Annotated in this window: 16 protein-coding genes and 2 pseudogenes; 8 read left to right on the top strand and 10 right to left on the bottom strand. The window is 69.2% G+C overall.

Annotation, left to right across the window (positions count from 1 at the left end; all coding sequences use genetic code 11):
• Positions 1–275, bottom strand: a pseudogene (locus O3Q52_RS29545) (transposase); the annotation flags it as partial.
• A gap of 300 nt (positions 276–575) precedes the next feature.
• On the opposite strand from O3Q52_RS29545, the pseudogene O3Q52_RS29540 reads away from it, so the two are divergent.
• Together O3Q52_RS29540 and O3Q52_RS29535 are read left to right on the top strand one after the other, a co-directional pair.
• Positions 576–1,016: pseudogene (locus O3Q52_RS29540) on the top strand (polymorphic toxin-type HINT domain-containing protein); the annotation flags it as partial.
• A 296-nt stretch (positions 1,017–1,312) separates the two neighbouring features.
• Positions 1,313–1,684 (top strand): DUF6188 family protein, encoded by a 372-nt coding sequence (locus tag O3Q52_RS29535; RefSeq protein WP_269651744.1) that lies wholly within the window; start codon positions 1,313–1,315, stop codon positions 1,682–1,684.
• 126 nt (positions 1,685–1,810) lie between these two features.
• Here O3Q52_RS29535 and O3Q52_RS29530 read toward each other — a convergent pair whose 3' ends face one another.
• From O3Q52_RS29530 to O3Q52_RS29520, 3 genes are read right to left on the bottom strand one after another with little or no spacing between them, the layout of a single operon-like run.
• Positions 1,811–3,118 carry a site-specific integrase gene (locus O3Q52_RS29530; RefSeq protein ID WP_269651743.1) on the bottom strand — a complete coding sequence of 436 codons (1,308 nt, stop codon included), beginning with the start codon at positions 3,116–3,118 and terminating at the stop codon, positions 1,811–1,813.
• Positions 3,118–3,309: a helix-turn-helix domain-containing protein gene (locus O3Q52_RS29525; protein ID WP_269651742.1), complete on the bottom strand. Its 192-nt coding sequence runs from the start codon at positions 3,307–3,309 to the stop codon at positions 3,118–3,120. The genes O3Q52_RS29530 and O3Q52_RS29525 overlap by 1 nt, the downstream gene beginning before the upstream one ends.
• The gene (locus O3Q52_RS29520; protein WP_269651745.1) at positions 3,306–4,880 is read right to left on the bottom strand and encodes a replication initiator; all 1,575 of its coding nucleotides are present in this window, start codon (positions 4,878–4,880) and stop codon (positions 3,306–3,308) included. The genes O3Q52_RS29525 and O3Q52_RS29520 overlap by 4 nt, the downstream gene beginning before the upstream one ends.
• A 322-nt stretch (positions 4,881–5,202) precedes the next feature.
• Here O3Q52_RS29520 and O3Q52_RS29515 point away from each other — a divergent pair, with 322 nt between their 5' ends.
• The 4 genes from O3Q52_RS29515 to O3Q52_RS29500 all read left to right on the top strand — a co-directional run bounded on the left by O3Q52_RS29515 (position 5,203) and on the right by O3Q52_RS29500 (position 7,752).
• Positions 5,203–5,640, top strand: a complete 438-nt coding sequence (locus tag O3Q52_RS29515; protein ID WP_269651741.1) for a GntR family transcriptional regulator — start codon at positions 5,203–5,205, stop codon at positions 5,638–5,640.
• A gap of 623 nt (positions 5,641–6,263) precedes the next feature.
• On the top strand, positions 6,264–6,539 hold the full coding sequence (locus tag O3Q52_RS29510; protein ID WP_269651740.1) for a hypothetical protein: 276 nt from the start codon (positions 6,264–6,266) through the stop codon (positions 6,537–6,539).
• Positions 6,536–6,946, top strand: coding sequence for a type II toxin-antitoxin system VapC family toxin (locus O3Q52_RS29505; RefSeq protein WP_269651739.1), 411 nt, complete (start codon positions 6,536–6,538; stop codon positions 6,944–6,946). Before O3Q52_RS29510 ends, O3Q52_RS29505 begins: the two co-directional genes overlap by 4 nt.
• Before the next feature lie 527 nt (positions 6,947–7,473).
• Positions 7,474–7,752 (top strand): hypothetical protein, encoded by a 279-nt coding sequence (locus O3Q52_RS29500; protein ID WP_269651738.1) that lies wholly within the window; start codon positions 7,474–7,476, stop codon positions 7,750–7,752.
• Positions 7,753–7,856: 104 nt separating this feature from the next.
• Here O3Q52_RS29500 and O3Q52_RS29495 read toward each other — a convergent pair whose 3' ends face one another.
• Entirely contained in the window at positions 7,857–8,030 is a 174-nt protein-coding gene (locus O3Q52_RS29495; RefSeq protein WP_269651737.1) for a hypothetical protein, read from the bottom strand.
• A gap of 92 nt (positions 8,031–8,122) precedes the next feature.
• Here O3Q52_RS29495 and O3Q52_RS29490 point away from each other — a divergent pair, with 92 nt between their 5' ends.
• Positions 8,123–8,782, top strand: coding sequence for an ATP-dependent endonuclease (locus tag O3Q52_RS29490; protein WP_269651736.1), 660 nt, complete (start codon positions 8,123–8,125; stop codon positions 8,780–8,782).
• Positions 8,783–8,907: 125 nt separating this feature from the next.
• On the opposite strand, the gene O3Q52_RS29485 is transcribed toward O3Q52_RS29490, so the two are convergent.
• The 5 genes from O3Q52_RS29485 to O3Q52_RS29465 all read right to left on the bottom strand — a co-directional run bounded on the left by O3Q52_RS29485 (position 8,908) and on the right by O3Q52_RS29465 (position 15,706).
• On the bottom strand, positions 8,908–10,065 hold the full coding sequence (locus O3Q52_RS29485) for an XdhC family protein (RefSeq protein WP_269651735.1): 1,158 nt from the start codon (positions 10,063–10,065) through the stop codon (positions 8,908–8,910).
• A 69-nt stretch (positions 10,066–10,134) separates the two neighbouring features.
• A complete protein-coding gene (locus tag O3Q52_RS29480) occupies positions 10,135–11,592 on the bottom strand; it encodes an NCS2 family permease (protein ID WP_269651734.1) in 1,458 nt (485 codons plus the stop codon).
• Between the two features lie 237 nt (positions 11,593–11,829).
• The gene (locus O3Q52_RS29475; RefSeq protein ID WP_269651733.1) at positions 11,830–14,229 is read right to left on the bottom strand and encodes a xanthine dehydrogenase family protein molybdopterin-binding subunit; all 2,400 of its coding nucleotides are present in this window, start codon (positions 14,227–14,229) and stop codon (positions 11,830–11,832) included.
• Between the two features lie 2 nt (positions 14,230–14,231).
• The gene (locus O3Q52_RS29470) at positions 14,232–14,816 is read right to left on the bottom strand and encodes a (2Fe-2S)-binding protein (RefSeq protein WP_269651732.1); all 585 of its coding nucleotides are present in this window, start codon (positions 14,814–14,816) and stop codon (positions 14,232–14,234) included.
• Positions 14,816–15,706 (bottom strand): xanthine dehydrogenase family protein subunit M, encoded by an 891-nt coding sequence (locus tag O3Q52_RS29465; RefSeq protein WP_269651731.1) that lies wholly within the window; start codon positions 15,704–15,706, stop codon positions 14,816–14,818. Before O3Q52_RS29465 ends, O3Q52_RS29470 begins: the two co-directional genes overlap by 1 nt.
• 428 nt (positions 15,707–16,134) lie before the next feature.
• Here O3Q52_RS29465 and O3Q52_RS29460 point away from each other — a divergent pair.
• Positions 16,135–17,098, top strand: a 964-nt coding sequence (locus O3Q52_RS29460) for a PucR family transcriptional regulator ligand-binding domain-containing protein (protein WP_269651730.1), incomplete at its 3' end; no start/stop codon positions are given.

The raw sequence follows: 17,098 nt of genomic DNA, 5'->3' as shown, positions 1-17,098 counted from the left end.
TACGAGCGTGTGTGTGGCCGGTCGAGCTCGGCCGCGAAGAAACTCGCCGCGGCCTTCAGGATCTCGTTGGCCCGCTTCAGTTCGGCGTTCTCCTTCTTCAACGCCTTGAGCTGGGCGGACTCCTCCGTCGTCGTCCCCGGACGTGTCCCCGTATCGATCTCGTGCTGCTTCACCCAGTTCCGCAGCGTCTCGCGGGAGCCGATGCCGAGCTTCTCGGTCACCGCCTGCAGGGCGGCCGTCTCGTTCGGGTAGTCGTCGCCTACCTCGGCGACCATGCGCACCGCGCGACGGCGGAGCTCAAGCGGGTAACGGACCCGGTCTTCGAGTCGTCCACCGAGGGATCCGCCTGCTACGGGCGCGAGGGATGCCGTCAGGCCTACCTGTACGTGCTGCACGGCGGCGAGGACGTCACGAAGGCCAAGGAGATCGCGGCCACCTACTGCGTCTACAACGCCGAAGAATGCAACGAGAAAGCCGCTGCGGTCGCGCGCGGCAACGTCGTCCAGGCCGCCGTCGCCACCGCGCTGCTGGCTTACGTGGGCGGGGCCAGCGGTAGCGCGAAACCCTGCGGCCCCAACAGCTTCGTCCCGGGCACCAAAGTCCTCATGGCCGACGGCACCACCAAGCCCATCGAGGACGTGAAGACCGGAGACAAGGTCCTCGCCACGGACCCGAAGACCGGCCGCACCACGGTCAAGACGGTCACCGCCGAGATCACCGGCAAGGGTTCGAAGAACCTGGTCAGAATGACCCTGGCCATCGAGGCGAACGGCAAAAAGCTGACCGCTTCGGTCACCGCGACAGCCGGACACCCCTTCTGGGTCCCGGAGCTCGGCGCATGGGTCGACGCCACGGACCTGGCCGCCGGCGACCAACTCCGCCCGTCCACCGGGGCCAAGGTCCGGATCACCGACATCCGGCGCTGGACAGCGCCGGCCACGGTGCACAACCTCACCGTCGCCGACATGCACACGTACTATGTGCTGGCGGGGGCCACGCCGGTCCTGGTTCACAATTCGACACCATGCACTCCCGTCATCGGCCCTCAGCGTCCCACTGGAGTGGGTGACGGCTGGGTGGCACGGACAGCTGATACCGGAAAGGGAAGTGTGTGGCAGAAATCTGGGTCTACCGGAAATGCTGACATGCTTCGCGTGATGAATCCGACCGGAAGATACCCGGATGGCTATGTGCGTTTCACCAACAAGCATGGCCAGCCGATCGGGCTCGACGGAAAGCCCGGCTCGAAAGCGGATACGCATATCCCGATGAATCCTGACGGCACTTATCCACTTCCGGTGGGGTGGTAGGAATGAACCTGAACCTTCGGGGTCAAGCAGTTACCCGCGTCTGCTTCGACGCGGCTCTCACAGTCTTGACCAGTGGGGATTGCGAACTGCGCGTCGAGACCGAGGCGGTTCTTCAAGTCCCGGCCGGGGATCACGTGTCTTTCGATCCAGAATCCCCGGACGTTGTGGCTCCTCATCTCGTCCGACTGGCCCATGACGTGATTACTGAGGCTGAGGTGGGAAGAGCCGGGGATCTCGTGATCGAATTCGAAAGCGGCACGAAACTGACTGTCCGGCCGGACGAGGAGTATGAGGCTTGGGGGTTTGTCGGGCCTAAGGGAAAGCGAGTGACCTGCATGCCCGGAGGGGAGATTTCGGTGTGGAGGGGTGAGTGATATCCGGCCGTAACCGGAAAACCTGATCTTTGCATCGCATCTGTATGCAGGAGCAAATTTGTGGCCCCGTCGGGAGTGTTCCGACGGGGCCACAGAGGTGTCTGACGGCAGTAATTGACGGCAACGTCAGCGGACGGGTGCTGCGCAAGGCGGTGGGTCGTCGCCGTCGTCGGGCTGGCCGGCGGTCTCAGCGGGGTTACGGAGGGCGTGGCCGAGGAGGTCGATGGCGTCTCGCTGGAGGCGGAGTCGGACGTGGGCGTAGACGGTGGCGGTGACGCCGATGTGGGCGTGGCCGAGGAGTTCCTTGATGACGACGAGTTCGACGCCCTGTTCCAGGAGCAGGGTGGCGGTGGAGTGGCGGAGGTCGTGGAAGCGGATGCGGCGGAGTCCTGCGTTGCGGAGGAGTGTGGTGAACGTCCGGGTGAGGTTGGTCGGGTCGATCGCTCGGCCCTGCGGTGTCGTGAATACGTACCCGTTGTGCCGCCATGTGGTCCCTGCGGCGTCACGCTCGTGCTGCTGCTCTTCCTGGTGTCGCTTGAGCGACTGGCGACAGCGGGCGGGGAGGACGATGCGGCGTTCGGAGGCTCGGGTCTTTGTGGGCAATGCGATGAGGCCACCCGTGCTGGTGCGTTGCAGAGTTCGGCGGATAGCCGCGGTGCCCATGTCGAGGTTGAGGTCTTCCCAGCGGAGGCCGAGGAGTTCGCCCTTGCGGAGTCCGGTGTGGAGTGCGAGTTCGAACAGGGCCTGCAGTCGATGTTCGTTCGTGGCGGCGAGGAATTGGCGGGCTTCGTCGGCGGTGAGGGGTTCGAAGCGGCGGGGGCGGGGTGTGCCGGTGCGGACGTTGCGGGCGACGTTGCGTGAGATCTCTTCCTCGCGGACGGCGTGCTCCAAGGCGGATTTGAGCACGGAGTGCACGTAGGCGAGGGTCAGCGAGGAGAGCCGCTTGGAGCAGCACGTTCCGGCGGCGCAGCAACGGGGCTGAACGCGGTGGACATCGGTGCCGCGGGCGCAGCACTGGCAGGTGGTGCGGAGCTGGTTGAGCCAGGTGCGGATGTCCTTGGCGGTGAGCTTGGCGAGCTTCTTCTTGCCCAGGCCGGGGATGAGGTAGCGGTTGATGCAGGCGGTGTAGCGGGTGTGGGTGTTCTCGCGGAGTTGGTGGACGGCGACGTTCTCCAGCCAGTAGGTCAGGTACGCGCCGAGGCTGCCCTGTGCGGAGGGTACGGGGAGTCCGCGGTTGCTGTTGGCGATCTTCTCGGTGAGTTTGGCGAGGGCTTCTTTGCGGGTGGTGCCGTAGACGTGGATGCGTTTGCGGGTGTTGTCGGGGGCGAGGACGTATCCGGCGGCTTCCCAGCGGTTGTCCTTGCGTTGGTAGACGGTTCCGTCGCCGTTGGCGCGGGTGCGGCGGGAGGCGGGGGTGTCGCGGGGTGTGGTCATCAGGCGGCGGCTTCCTGGTCGAGGCGGGTGCGGATGAAGTCGGTGAGGGCGTAGGTGGGGATGCGGCGGGCGCGGCCGAGGGTGATCGAGGCGAGTTGGCCGGAGCGGAGCAGGTCGTAGACGGCGGAGCGGCCGAGCTGGAGGCGGGTCATCACCTGAGGGACGGTGAGGAGTTCCGTGCCGGCGGTCACGCGACGGCCCTTGACCGGACAGCACGGGGCAGCCGATCGGTGGAGTGACCGGCGCGGTCGCCGGCGCGGTCACTGGAGCGCTTCGAGTGCCGGGTGTGGGTCGGTTGCTCGGGTCGGGTCTGCCGTGTTGCGGTCAGGAGGTCGGCGAGGTGTTCGTGTTCGGGTAGGAGGCCGGTTCCGGCGTACTGCCAGTGGGAGATGACCAGCGTCGTGTCCGAGTCCACGCGCTGACCGGCGATGTTGCGGTGACCGGGACGGTGACCGGAGGTCAGGTCAGTGGAGTGCTGGGCCTGGTCGCCGATCGGACTGCCGCCTGTCTGACCGGCTTGCGTCTCCGCCGGCGGTGAGGATGGGGTTTGGGTGTCGGGTTGGCTGGTTCGCCAGGCGGTGCGTTCGGCTCGGAGGTGGGCGAGGGTGGTGGAGTAGTGGCGGGTGCGGGTGGAGAAGTGGCCTCGGAAGCCGAGCATGTGGGCCCATTGCCGCAGGCGGAGATGGGCGTGCTGGGGGCGGGTGGCGAGATGCCAGGCGGTGTGGATCATGCGGCGGGCGTGGTCGGTGATGTCGTGGGTGGCGAGTTCGGCGAGGAGGCGGAGGCGGCGGTCGAGGGTGCCGGTGGTGGTCTCGGCGCCTTTGGTGGCGTACTTGGCGATGTAGGCGGCGACGTGCCGGTCCGTGACGGGGCCGTCTCCAGTGAAGTCCGTGCCGCGGATCGCCCGGACGTCGATCTGCCTCCCGAACCGGAACACCAACCGCCCCGCCCGATCTGAGCGTTGAGGCGGGGAGGCGGGGATGCGATCGGCGGGCTGCGGTTGCTTCGGCGGTTTGCCCTCGTGGTGGACGCGGGTGCGTGTGGCGGCGACGCGGACGGCGTGGTCGAGGAGCTGGACGGTGGCCCAGGTGGGTGGGGTGCCGGGGGGGCCGGTGGGTCCGTCGAGTCGGATGACGGCGTGGAAGTGGACCTGGCCGCGTTTTTGGTACTCGGCGACCTTGGCGTAGGAGAGCGTGGCGTGGTGGCGCAGGGTCCGCTGGGTGAGGTCGGCGGCCTTGGCGATCTCGCGGCGTAGGTGGGTGGTGAAGCGTGCCCACAGTGCCGGGGCGTGCGCGTTCCACAGGACCGCGCCCGTGTAGTCGTAGTGCTCGGGGTCGAGCGGGGTGCCCAGGAGCGGGTCGTCGTCGGCATGGAGTTGACCGCAGTGGCAGCGGCCGGTGTCGGGCTGGTTGTGGACGGGTCCGAAGCCGGGTGCGGTGAGGGTGGCGAACACGCGCGGGTGCGCGGCCACGCTTGCCGGGACTGTTTTGCCGCCGCGGAGTCCGGCGGCGATGAGTTGGTAGGTGTCGTAGCGGTAGACGGTGGAGCAGGCGGGGCAGCGGGTGGCGCGGCGGTTGCCGCAGCGGACCAGCAGTTCGCCCGCCGGAAGTTGACTGGAGTCGAAGTGGTCAAGGATCTCGCCGGTGGCGGTGTCTAGGCGTGTGCGGTGCCCGGTCAGGCGGATCGGGTGTGCGCAGCCGCCGAGTCCGGCTATCTGCCTTGTGAGGGGTGCGAGTTGGCCGGTGGCGGCGAGCTTCGCCAGCTTGGCGGTGAGCCTGGCGCGGCGCTCCAGCGCCGAGCGCGGAAGCGGTACGGCGCGGGGTGGCGTGGGCAGGCCGAAGTGATCGGCTCACAGGGGAACGGGGCGCCTGAAAGTTGGGCGCGAGGGCCGGACCAAGGAGTCTGGTCGGCGGGACGCGGTGGTGATCACCGGCGGGTGCGTGACGTTAACATCGCCTCACCGGCGCATTCAAGTGCATCCCTCCTGATTCCTTTCTTTTGGGTGGTGGGACGCGGGTAGTGTGGGGCCGGTTTCCCGGTTTGGACGGGCCGGATTGTGCTGGTAGAGGGCGTGGAAAGCGGGGGTGACCGGCGTGGTGGTGGCGAGGCGCGGGCGCAGGCCGGCGGGCAGCGGGGTGCCGCTGACGTTCGAGGTGATCGCCGAGACCCTGCGCGAGCGGATCCGCTCGGGCGGGCTGCAGCCGGGGGACGCGTTGCCGACGCAGGCCGTGCTGATGCGGGAGTTCGGGGCGGCGAGCCTGACCGTGCAGAAGGCCATGGCCCTGTTGAAGCAGGACGGGTGGGCGGTCTCCCGCCCCGGCAAGGGCGCCTTAGTCGCCCACCACGATCACCCCGACGGGGCCGGTGACCTCGACGCCCCGGAGGCAACTGCACCCGCCAACGGGACGACGGCCCGCGTCAAGGCGTTGGAACGTGCGCTGGCCGAGGCCGCTCAGCAGATTGTCGACCTTCGTGGCCGCGTCGAGGCCCTGGAGTCAGGCGGCGGCGGGCGGGGCCACTGACCCGCCGTGCCGGGACCCTGGTAAGGGCGGTGCGTTCAGATTTTCTCTACAAGGTTTCAAGGTTTCAAGGCGGGCCCCGCCCGCCGGAGCTCGCCGCCGTCGCCGACAAGCCCGCCGTTGGCTCGGAAAGTCAGTGGCGCCACAGGCGGTGAGCCGCCCCGGCAGCCGGGGCATCACCCAGGGCTGCGGGATTGGCAACCAGCCAGCTTGTCGGGCTGACCGGAGTCGGGCTCCTGGCAGAGCAAGTTGTCGCCAACGACCGTCCTACGGCCGGATCGCAGGCACAGGGCCAGCCAGGGGGCCGACCCTTCACGTGCGTCGCGCAGGCTCACCGGGGGCGGCGGCCTGTCCCGCCCCCGGCGGGGAGTGATGCCCCCTCTCGGTGGACCCCTCCCCACCCAGCCTCCGCGCTGCCGCACTGGTGGGGGCACCAGCATCGCCCCGACGTCTGAGGGCCGCCCTCCCCGGCGAACGGGCCGCCGGGGGAAGTGCCAGAACGGGACGCACGCGGGGACAACGACCAGGGTCCTGGAAATCCTCGGGCGACTGCCCGCACGCCAGCGGGGGGTGAACCTCTGCCGATCCAGCTGTCCGAGGCCGCAGGGCCGCTCTACACTGCTGGCGTGACCGCTGCATACGACTACGAGGACATGCACCACCTGGTGGACCGGCTCACCCCGACCCAGGTGCGACGCCTGCGCCTGCTCGTCACCCAGGATGAGGAACTGTCCCAGGTTGCCCAGTCGCTGCCGGCAGTCGACGCGAACGAGCACGAGGAGTCGGTCCCGGCCGGACTGCTGGCCCTGATCGGCAGCGTGAACGGCCCAGAGGATCTGGCTGAACGGCACGACTACTACATCCGCGAGCGGATGCGCGAGCGCTTCGGCGACTCGGCATGATCGCCACGGTCCTGGACACCGGCCCCCTGGCTGCGGCGTTCAACGCGGCCGACCGGCGTCACCCGGAGTGCGCCTCCCTGCTGACGTCGCTGACTGGCCGCCGTCTGCTGCCCAGCCCGGTCATGACCGAGGTCTGCTGGCTGCTGGAGCGCTGGCCCAAGGTCGAAGCGGCGTTCCTCGCTGAGGTCGCACGGGGAACATTCGAGCTGGTCCACCTCACTGCCACCGACCTGACGCGCATGGGTGAGCTGGTCCTCCAGTACGCCGACTTCCCGCTCGGCGGGGTCGACGCCTCGGTCATCGCGGTAGCGGAACGCTTCGACGTGGACCGTGTAGCCACCCTCGACCGGCGGCACTTCAGCGTCGTCAAGCCCGCCCACGTCCCCGCGCTGACCCTCCTGCCGTAGCCCGACCGGCGGTCTATATCTCTGACGGCAGCGCTGACGGCAACAAACACGGACGCCAGGGCACAGCCACGGACACCAGCGGCACCCGAAACCGCCGCTGACCTGCGAAAATGCAGGTGGGGAGGGGTCGCGTAGCACACGTACTATGTGCTGGCGGGTGGGGCACCAGTCCTCGTGCATAACTCGACCCCCTGCGGCCCGTCTGTCGGAGCAGGCGCGGACCTGTCGAATCTCACGGGAGCTGAGAGAACTCGAATCCAGAACGCTGCGAATCGGATCGGGGAGCCGATATCGGTCGTCGGCAGCCGGACACTGGGACCAAGGTCGTCGTCGAATCCGAAGGGATGGCACGGCGAGTCCGACTGGGACTATGTGATCACGGGCGTCAACAGCCGTACCAAGCACTCCGTGTCCAGCTCGCTACCGAAGGCCGACGTCACGCTGGGCGTCGGGCGTCGGCAGGACATCTTCACCGGGCCGCTCGACACCACCAGGGCCCACATCACCTTCTATCCACAGGGCTAGGGATGAGCGAACAGGAAACCACAGCCGCGATCCTGGCAGTTTCGGGAAACTATGCGGTGGTCCGTCTGCCGGACCGTCAGTATCCGGCGCTGGCCGTGCAGGGAGACTCTCTGAAGGTTCTTCAGGAGGCCGTCGAGGAGATGGCCGAGAATCTGGGTTTGGGAGACCTGAAAGAGGCGGGTTTCTCCCTCAGGGAGATCCGGTCGACGGTCTCATCAATGCTGTCGACGTATGAATCGGTTTCAAGGGAAACCGGATTCGACCTCCCCTACGTGCGCTGAGACGGGATCCGCCCGTCGCGGATGCCTCGCCGGATTTCCCCCGGCGAGGCATCCGCGATTCTTGACGACGGTGGTGGCGCCCATGTACACTGCACCGCCCCCCATCACGTCGTACCAGCCGGGAACCGGGACAGCGTCCCGGCCCGCCGCAGCACCAGGATCCCGCCCTCGCGGTCACGGCAGATCGTCGCCGCGATGCGATGCGGCCGGTTCTCCCGCACCGCCTCGTCTCGCTCGACGATCCCCAATACGTGGTCATGCTCAACCAGTTCACTCACGGGGGCACGATCTCAGCCCCTACTGACAACGCGGTCCTACGGATGCGAAAGTCTGTGGAGTGCGGCCGAGCGGGCTTGCGAGACTGGGACCCATGAGCGACATGGAGAGATTCCGTCGGGCCGTGGTCGAGTGGGCGGCCGGTGGGGCGGGGGCGTCGTCGGCCGGTGACACCGCGCGGGAGCTGGCGGTCGGGGTCGGGCTGCGTACCGTCGTGCTCGTCGAAGGGGGCAGTGATCAGGTCGCGGTCGAGGCGTTGGCCGCGCGGCGTGGTCGGGATCTGGACAGTGAAGGTGTGTCGGTCGTGCCGCTGGGGGGTGCGACCAGTGTCGGCAGGTTCGTCGATCTGTGCGGGCCCCAGGGACTTGGCGTGCGGCTGGCCGGCTTGTGCGACGTCGGGGAGGAGCGCTTCTTCCGGCGGGCGCTGGAGCGGGCCGGGCTCGGTTCCGACATCCCGCCCGAGGGGCTGGAAGCCCTTGGTTTCTACGTGTGCGACGTGGACCTGGAGGACGAGTTGATCCGGTCACTGGGTGCCGAGGGTGTGCAGCAGGTCGTGGTGGATCAGGGGGAGTCACGGCCGTTCCGTACTTTCCGGAACCAGCCCGCCCAGCGGGAGCGGACCGTGGAGCAGCAGTTGCGGAGGTTCTTGGGGACGCACAGTGGTCGCAAGGCCCAGTACGCGCGCGAGATGGTCGAGAGTCTCGATCTGGAGCGGACGCCTCGGCCGTTGGAGCGCCTTCTCGCCCACGTCTGACTCTCGTCCACGTCTGACTCTCGTCCACGTGTGGCTCTCGTCCACGTGTGCTCTCGCCCATGTCTCACTCTCGCCCACGTCCGATCAGACGCGTTCGCCTCGGCTGCGGCCGGCGGGTGTGCGTGTCAGGCCACCGAGCCGATCCTCGCGGTGGGCTTCGGTGTTGATGACCTGTCGTGGTGAATGGGCGTGTGGGCGCCGGTCAGTGGGACTCCGGTGCCGCCTCGCCTGTTCGCGACGATCTCCGAGGCGATGGAGAGGGCCGTCTCCTCGGGCGTACGGGCACCCAGGTCCAGCCCGATGGGAGACCTGAGCCGGGCCAACTCCAGTTCCGTGACGCCGACTTCACGGAGGCGTTCGTTGCGGTCCAGGTGGGTGCGGCGGGAGCCCATCGCGCCGACGTACGCCACGGGGAGGCGGAGCGCGAGTTGGAGGAGGGGTACGTCGAACTTGGCGTCGTGGGTCAGGACGCACAGGACCGTGCGGGCGTCGACCTGGGTGCGCTCCAGGTAGCGGTGCGGCCAGTCGACCACGATCTCGTCCGCCTCCGGGAAGCGGGCCGATGTCGCGAAGACCGGGCGAGCGTCGCACACCGTGACGCGGTAGTTCAGGAACTTGCCGATGCGGACCAGGGCGGAGGCGAAGTCGATCGCTCCGAAGACGATCATCCTGGGTGGCGGGACCGATGATTCGATGAGGAGTGTGAGCGGTGCTCCGCAGCGAGAGCCCTGCTCTCCGATCTCCAGGGTGCCCGTGCGGCCCGTGTCCAGGAAGGCCCGCGCCTCCCCGATGACTGTGCGGTCCAGCTCCGGGTGTGCACCGAATCCGCCCTCGTACGAGCCGTCGGGGCGGGTCAGGAGGGCGCGGCCCAGTAGCTCCGGAGGTCCGGAGACGATACGTGCCACCGCCGCCGCCTCTCCGCGCGCGGCGATGGCGAGCGCCGATGCGAACACCTGCCGGGAGGGGGCCCCGGCGCGTACCGGCGTCACCAGGATGTCGATGATCCCACCGCATGTCAGGCCCACCGCGAAAGCGTCCTCGTCGCTGTAGCCGAAGCGTTCGAGGACCGGTTTCCCGTCCGCCAACGCCTGTTGGCACAGCTCGTACACCGCGCCCTCCACACAACCGCCGGAGACCGAGCCGATCGCCGTGCCGTCGGAATCGACGGCCAGTGCGGCGCCCGGTCGGCGGGGCGCGCTGCCGCCGACGGCCACCACGGTGGCCACGGCGAAGTCGCGTCCCTGCTCGACCCACCGGTGCAGCTCTTCGGCGATGTCCAGCATGTCTCGGTCTCCTGACGGTGGTTGTGGGGAGGGCTTCGGGAGGCGTCCGGGTGTGTGGGCGCCTGGTGGTTATTGGACGCCCATCCAGCTCTCGATCGGGTTCAGGGCGAAGTAGACGACGAAGATCGCCGTCAGGCCCCACATGAAGGCCCCGATCTCCCGGGCCTTGCCCTGGGCGACCTTGATGGCAACGTAGCTGATGACTCCGGCCGCGACGCCCGCGGTGATGGAGTACGTGAACGGCATGATCACGACCGTCAGGAAGACGGGGATCGCGGTGGCGCGGTCGGCCCAGTCGACGTGCCGGGCGTTCATCATCATCATGGCGCCGATGACGACCAGGGCCGCGGCCGCGACCTCGCCCGGGACGATCGCCGTCAGCGGGGTGAAGAAGAGGCAGGCCGCGAAGAACAGGCCCGTGATGACGGAGGAGAGGCCGGTGCGGGCACCTTCGCCGACGCCCGTGGCGGACTCGACGAACACCGTCTGGCCGGAGGCGCCCGAGACGCCGCCGATCGCGCCGCCCGCGCCGTCGATGAAGAGCGCCTTGGACAGGCCGGGCATCCGGCCCTTGTCGTCGGCCAGCTCGGCCTCGGTGCCGACTCCGATGATGGTGGCCATCGCGTCGAAGAACCCGGCGAGGACCAGGGTGAAGACGATCATGCCGACCGTCATCGCGCCGACCTGGCCCCAGCCGCCGAACTCAACGTCTCCGAAGATCGAGAAGTCCGGCATGGACACCGCGCTGCCGTGCAGCTCGGGCGCGCCGCCGGCCCACTGCTTGGCGTCGATGACGTCAAGTGCGTTGAGGACGACGGCGAGTACGGTGCCGCCGACGATGCCGATCAGGATCGCGCCGGGGATGCCGCGTGCCTGGAGCATGAAGATGGCGAGCAGGGTGACGGCGAAGAGCAGCACCGGCCAGCCGGCGAGTTCGCCGGTCGCGCCCAGGGAGAGCGGGGTCGCCTTGCCCTGGTGGACGAAGCCCGCCTTCACGAGGCCGATCAGGGCGACGAACAGGCCGATGCCCATCGTGATCGCGTGCTTCAGCGCCAGCGGGATCGCGTTCATGATCATCTCGCGCAGCCCGGTGACCACCAGGAGCATGATCACGACGCCGTACATCACACACATGCCCATGGCCTGCGGCCAGGTCATCTGCGGTGCGACCTGCGAGGAGAGGACGCCGGAGACGGAGAGTCCGGCGGCCAGGGCGAGCGGCACCTTGCCGAAGAAGCCCATCAGGAGCGTGGTGAAGGCCGCCGCGAACGCGGTCGCGGTGATCAGGGCCTTCTGGCCGAGCGTGTCCCCCGCCGCGTCCTTGCCGGACAGGATCAGGGGGTTGAGCAGCAGGATGTACGCCATCGCCATGAAGGTGGTGACGCCGCCGCGCACCTCACGCGCGACCGAGCTTCCTCGCTTGGATATGTGAAAGTACCGGTCGAGCCAGGACCTGCCGGCCGGGATACGGGTTCCTTCACCCGCATCGTCGGCGGTGGTCCTCGGCTCCAGTGACTGCTGGGTCATGTGGGCCTACTCCCAAGGTTCACAGGGGCACCCGCTGTCGCCTTCGGCGTGTGCGGGATTTGGGAAGGTGCTTCGGCCGCACGACCCGGGGGACGGCCCGAGACGAACGAATCGTGGTGCGCACTTGGACCGGTACCGGGGTGCCGTTGGACGTACGGTCACCCGGTGCCGGGGTGCTGTAGCTGTGCCCACCCGTTCCGCCCTGCGGAACGCCTGCCCACAGCTACAGCGGGTCGCCTATGCCGTACCGGTGAGGTGTTCCGGTCGGACCGGCGTCCTGTTGAGCTCCAAGCCCGTCGCGTTCCGAATTGCCGCTAGCACGGCCGGAGTCGACGACAGAGTCGGTGCCTCGCCGATGCCACGGAGCCCGTACGGCGCGTGGTCGTCGGCGAGTTCGAGCACGTCGACGGGGATGGTCGGCGTGTCGAGGATCGTGGGGATGAGGTAGTCGGTGAAGGAGGGGTTCCTGACCTTCGCCGTCCTGGGGTCGACGATGATCTCCTCCATGACCGCGATGCCCAGGCCCTGGGTCGTACCGCCCTGGATCTGGCCGATGACGGACAGCGGGTTGAGCGCCTTGCCGACGTCCTGGGCGCAGGCCAGTTCGATGACCTTCACCAGGCCGAGCTCGGTGTCCACCTCGACGACCGCGCGGTGGGCGGCGAAGGAGTACTGGACGTGGCCGAAGCCCTGGCCCGTACGGAGGTCGAAGGGCTCGGTCGGCCGGTGCCGCCACTCCTCCTCGACCTCGACCGCCTCGCCTTCGAGTACGTCCACCAGGTCGGCCAGTACCTCGCCGCCGTCGGTGACGACCTTGCCGCCCTCCAGGAGCAGTTCGGCGGTGGCCCAGGCGGGGTGGTACGTGCCGAACTTGCGGCGGCCGATCTCCAGGACCTTCTCGCGGACCAGCTCGCAGGAGTTCTTGACGGCGCCGCCGGTGACGTACGTCTGGCGGGACGCGGAGGTCGAACCGGCCGAGCCCACCTGGGTGTCCGCCGGGTGGATGGTCACCTGGGCGACACCCAGCTCGGTGCGGGCGATCTGCGCGTGGACGGTGACGCCGCCCTGGCCGACCTCCGCCATCGCGGTGTGGACGGTGGCCACCGGCTCGCCGCCGACAACTTCCATGCGGACCTTGGCAGTTGAGTAGTCGTCGAAGCCCTCGGAGAAGCCGACGTTCTTGATGCCGACCGCGTAGCCGATGCCTCGTACGACGCCTTCACCGTGGGTGGTGTTGGAGAGGCCGCCGGGCAGCTGGCGGACGTCCGCCGCCTCGCCGGCCGCGAGCCACTGCTGCTCCGGCGGCATGGGCATCGCCTTGACGCGACGCAGGAGTTCGGCGACCGGGGCGGGCGAGTCGACGCTCTGGCCGGTCGGCATGATCGTGCCCTGCGACATCGCGTTGAGCCGGCGGAACTCGACCCGGTCCATGCCCACCTTGTCGGCGAGCTTGTCCATCTGCGCCTCGTAGGCGAAGCACGCCTGGACCGCGCCGAACCCGCGCATGGCGCCGCAGGGCGGGTTGTTGGAGTAGAGGGCGATCGATTCGATGTCGACGTCTTCGAGTACGTACGGGCCGACCGCGAGGGACGCCGCGTTGCCGACGACCGCCGGGGAGGCCGACGCGTAGGCGCCGCCGTCCAGGACGATGCGGCACTTCATGTGCGTGAGCTTGCCGTCCTTGGTCGCCCCGTGCTCGTAGTGGAGCTTCGCGGGGTGGCGGTGGACGTGGCCGAAGAAGGACTCGAAGCGGTTGTAGACGATCTTGACCGGCTTGCCCGTGCGCAGTGCCAGCAGGCAGGCGTGGATCTGCATCGACAGGTCCTCGCGGCCGCCGAACGCGCCGCCGACGCCGGAGAGCGTCATGCGGACCTTGTCCTCGGGGAGGCCCAGGACGGGTGCGATCTGCTTGAGGTCCGAGTGCAGCCACTGGGTGGCGATGTAGAGGTCGACGCCGCCGTCCTCGGAAGGCACCGCGAGGCCGGACTCCGGGCCGAGGAATGCCTGGTCCTGCATGCCGAAGGTGTACTCGCCCTCGACGATGAAGTCGGCGCGTTCCCGGGCGGATGCCACGTCGCCGCGGATGATCGGCTGGCGGTGCACGATGTTCGGGTGCGGGACGTGGCCGATGTGGTGGTCGTCGCGGTTCTCGTGGACGAGGACCGCGTCCGGCGCGGTCGCGGACGACTCGTCGGTGATGACCGGGAGTTCGCGGTACTCGACCTTGATCTTGGCGGCGGCGCGGCGCGCGGTCTCCGGGTGGTCGGCGGCGACGATCGCGACCGGCTCGCCGTGGTGGCGGACCTTGCCGTGCGCGAGCACCGGGGTGTCCTGGATCTCCAGGCCGTAGGTCTTCACCTCGGTCGGCAGGTCGTCGTACGTCATGACGGCGTAGACGCCGGGGGTCTTCAGCGCCTCGACCGTGTCGATGGAGACGATCTCGGCGTGGGCGACCGTGGAGCGCAGGATCTGGCCCCAGAGCATGTCCTCGTGCCACATGTCGGAGGAGTACGCGAACTCGCCGGTGACCTTGAGGATGCCGTCCGGGCGGAGCGTGGACTCGCCGATGCCGCCCTTGGTCCGGGAACCCTGGGTGACCTTGGTGGGAGTGCCCAAGGGGGCGCTTTTGCCGGGCATGGTCAGACCGCCTCTCCCTGTCGGGCGGCCGCCAGGCGGACCGCGTCCATGATCTTCTCGTAGCCGGTGCAGCGGCAGAGGTTGCCCGAGAGCGCCTCGCGGATGTCCGCGTCGCTCGGGGTCGGGTTGCGCTCCAGCACCTCGTCGGCGGCGACCAGCAGGCCGGGGGTGCAGAAGCCGCACTGGACGGCGCCGGCGTCGATGAACGCCTGTTGGATCGGGGAGAGTTCGGTGCCCTCGCCGGCCTGCGAGTCGTAGGGCCTGGCCTCCCACCGCTTGGCCGCGTCCAGGGGCGTACCGCAGGCTCCGGAGGCACAACCCCCGTGCTCCGCGCGCTGTTTGGCGAAGTCGGCGAGGCCTTCGACCGTGACGACCTCGCGGCCCTCGACCTGGCCGGCCGCGACCAGACACGAACACACCGGTACGCCGTCCAGGCGGACCGTGCAGGAGCCGCACTCGCCCTGCTCGCAGGCGTTCTTGGAGCCGGGAAGACCCATGCGCTCGCGCAGGACGTAGAGCAGGCTCTCGCCCTCCCAGACGTCGTCGGCTTCCTGCGGACGGCCGTTGACCGTGAAATTGACGCGCATTACGCGACTCCCTCCGTGCGGGCGGCGGTGCCGCGGTACGACTCCCACGTCCAGGTCAGCGTGCGGCGGGCCATGATGCCCACCGCGTGGCGGCGGTAGCTCGCCGTGCCCCGGACGTCGTCGATCGGGTTGCAGGCGGCCGAGCACAGCTCCGCGAACTGCTTGGCGACCGACGGGGTGATGATCCTGCCGTTGTCCCAGAAGCCGCCCTCTTCGAGCGCCGCGTTCAGGAACTCCTCGGCGGCCTTGGCCCGTACGGGCGTGGGCGCGGCCGAGCCGATGCCGGTGCGGACCGTGCGGGTGTCGGGGTGCAGGGCCAGACCGAAGGCGCAGACCGCGATCACCATGGCGTTGCGGGTGCCGACCTTCGAGTACTGCTGCGGGCCGTCGGCTTTCTTGATGTGGACGGCCCGGATGAGCTCGTCGGCGGCGAGCGCGTTGCGCTTCACACCGGTGTAGAACTCGTCGATCGGGATCAGCCGCGTGCCTCGTACGGACTGGGCCTCGACCTCCGCGCCCGCCGCGAGGAGGGCGGGGTGGGCGTCGCCGGCCGGGGAGGCGGTGCCGAGGTTGCCGCCGACGCCGCCGCGGTTGCGGATCTGCGGGGAGGCCACCGTGTGGGAGGCGAGGGCCAGGCCGGGCAGCTCGCCGCGCAGCCGCTCCATGATCGCCGTGTACGGGACCGAGGCGCCGAGGCGGACGGACTCCTCGCCGACCTCCCACTCACCCAGTTCGCCGATGCGGTTCAGGTCCAGCAGGTACTCGGGCCGGCGGTGGTCGAAGTTGATCTCGACCATCACATCGGTGCCACCCGCAATCGGCACAGCGGTGGGGTGCTCGGCCTTCGCGGCGAGCGCCTCCTCCCAGCTGGCGGGGCGAAGGAAGTCCATGACCGGCTCTCTTCTTCGTCTCGTGGATGGTTCTGATCAAGCCAGTTCGTGTGCGGCGGGTCCGGCTCGTTCATACGTTGTTCACGTGGATTGAAATCAGTACACAGCGCCGTCCCGCACCTGGGTCAGTCACCGAAACCATGAAGGAGTTCGCTGGCCAGGGCGCGCATCTTGTAGATTCGTATGAACGGAGGTCATCGGTAACCTCCCCTCTTTCCTCCGGAAACACCACACGCGACCTGGGAATGAGCGACCACCTGTCGCGAAAGCCCAGGACACGGGCCATGAGGGCCGGAACCACCGTCCACCGGACCCCTCGGGCCCACTCTGCGGAGCCCGGGAACCCGTGTACGGGGCACCCATACTCGGGTCCCTCCGGAACCATCCAGATCCATCGTAGTTTTCGAGACAGAACGGCGGCGACGAGAATGCGGCTGCGCGCACTGCTGGACACGGACGCGCTGGGCCTGCGGCTGCTCGGCGGCGAGGACGAGCTGGACCGCACGGTCCGTGGCGTGATGACCACGGACCTGCGGGACCCCAGCCGCTATCTCTCGGGCGGCGAGCTGGTGCTCACAGGGCTCGCCTGGCGCCGCGACGCCTCCGATTCGGAGCCCTTCGTACGGATCCTCGCGAGCGCCGGAGTCACCGCCCTGGCCGCCGGTGAGGCGGAGCTCGGCCCCATCCCGGAGGACCTGGTGGCGGCCTGTGCGCGGCACCGGCTGCCGTTGTTCGCCGTCAACGAGTCGGTGGCCTTCGCGACGATCACCGAGCACGTCGTACGGCAGGTGTCGGGCGAGCGCGCCGGGGATCTGGCGGCCGTCGTGGACCGGCACCGCCGGATGATGACCTCGGGCCCCGCGGGCGGCGGTCCGGACGTGGTCCTGGACCTGCTCGGCTCCGACCTGGACCTGCGGGCCTGGGTGCTCTCCCCCGCCGGACGCCTCATCGCGGGCTCCCCCGATGCCGAGCCGGGGTTGCCCAGCCCGGTCTGCGCGGCACTGGCCGGCGAACACCTGGCGGCGGTCCGCACCGGGCGGCGCGGGCCGTACCGGGTGGCGGTGGGCGGCACGACGTACTCGCTCTTCCCCATCCGCAGCACCGGCCGGGGCACGGGCACGGCGGTCACGACGGGCGCACCGGGCTCGCGGGACGTCCGCGAGACGGTCCTGTCGGACTGGCTGCTCGCGGTCGAGGCCGATGCCGGGGACTGGCCGGCGGAGCGGCTCGACCTGCTGGAGGGCGTGACCCAGCTGATCTCCGTGGAGCGGGACCGGCGGGACGCGGCACGCACCGTGCGGCGGCGGCTGGCGCAGGAGGTCCTCGAACTGGTGCAGACCGGTGCCGCGCCCGGCGAGATCGCGGCGCGGCTGCGGGTCGCGGCGCCCGTGC

The sequence above is a fragment of the Streptomyces sp. ActVer genome, from assembly GCF_027270795.1.
In the GTDB taxonomy this organism is placed as follows: Bacteria; Actinomycetota; Actinomycetes; order Streptomycetales; family Streptomycetaceae; genus Streptomyces; species Streptomyces umbrinus_A.
Note: the sequence above shows the minus strand (reverse complement) of the source record. Positions and strands in the feature narration are given on the sequence as shown.

Excerpts from the sequence above, each read along its gene's own strand:
- O3Q52_RS29535 (WP_269651744.1), top strand. The coding sequence starts at position 1,313 with ATGAACCTGAACCTTCGGGGTCAAGCAGTTACCCGCGTCTGCTTCGAC.
- O3Q52_RS29530 (WP_269651743.1), bottom strand. The coding sequence starts at position 3,118 with ATGACCACACCCCGCGACACCCCCGCCTCCCGCCGCACCCGCGCCAAC.
- O3Q52_RS29505 (WP_269651739.1), top strand. The coding sequence starts at position 6,536 with ATGATCGCCACGGTCCTGGACACCGGCCCCCTGGCTGCGGCGTTCAAC.
- O3Q52_RS29500 (WP_269651738.1), top strand. The coding sequence starts at position 7,474 with ATGAGCGAACAGGAAACCACAGCCGCGATCCTGGCAGTTTCGGGAAAC.
- O3Q52_RS29490 (WP_269651736.1), top strand. The coding sequence starts at position 8,123 with ATGAGCGACATGGAGAGATTCCGTCGGGCCGTGGTCGAGTGGGCGGCC.
- O3Q52_RS29485 (WP_269651735.1), bottom strand. The coding sequence starts at position 10,065 with ATGCTGGACATCGCCGAAGAGCTGCACCGGTGGGTCGAGCAGGGACGC.
- O3Q52_RS29480 (WP_269651734.1), bottom strand. The coding sequence starts at position 11,592 with ATGACCCAGCAGTCACTGGAGCCGAGGACCACCGCCGACGATGCGGGT.
- O3Q52_RS29475 (WP_269651733.1), bottom strand. The coding sequence starts at position 14,229 with ATGCCCGGCAAAAGCGCCCCCTTGGGCACTCCCACCAAGGTCACCCAG.
- O3Q52_RS29470 (WP_269651732.1), bottom strand. The coding sequence starts at position 14,816 with ATGCGCGTCAATTTCACGGTCAACGGCCGTCCGCAGGAAGCCGACGAC.
- O3Q52_RS29465 (WP_269651731.1), bottom strand. The coding sequence starts at position 15,706 with ATGGACTTCCTTCGCCCCGCCAGCTGGGAGGAGGCGCTCGCCGCGAAG.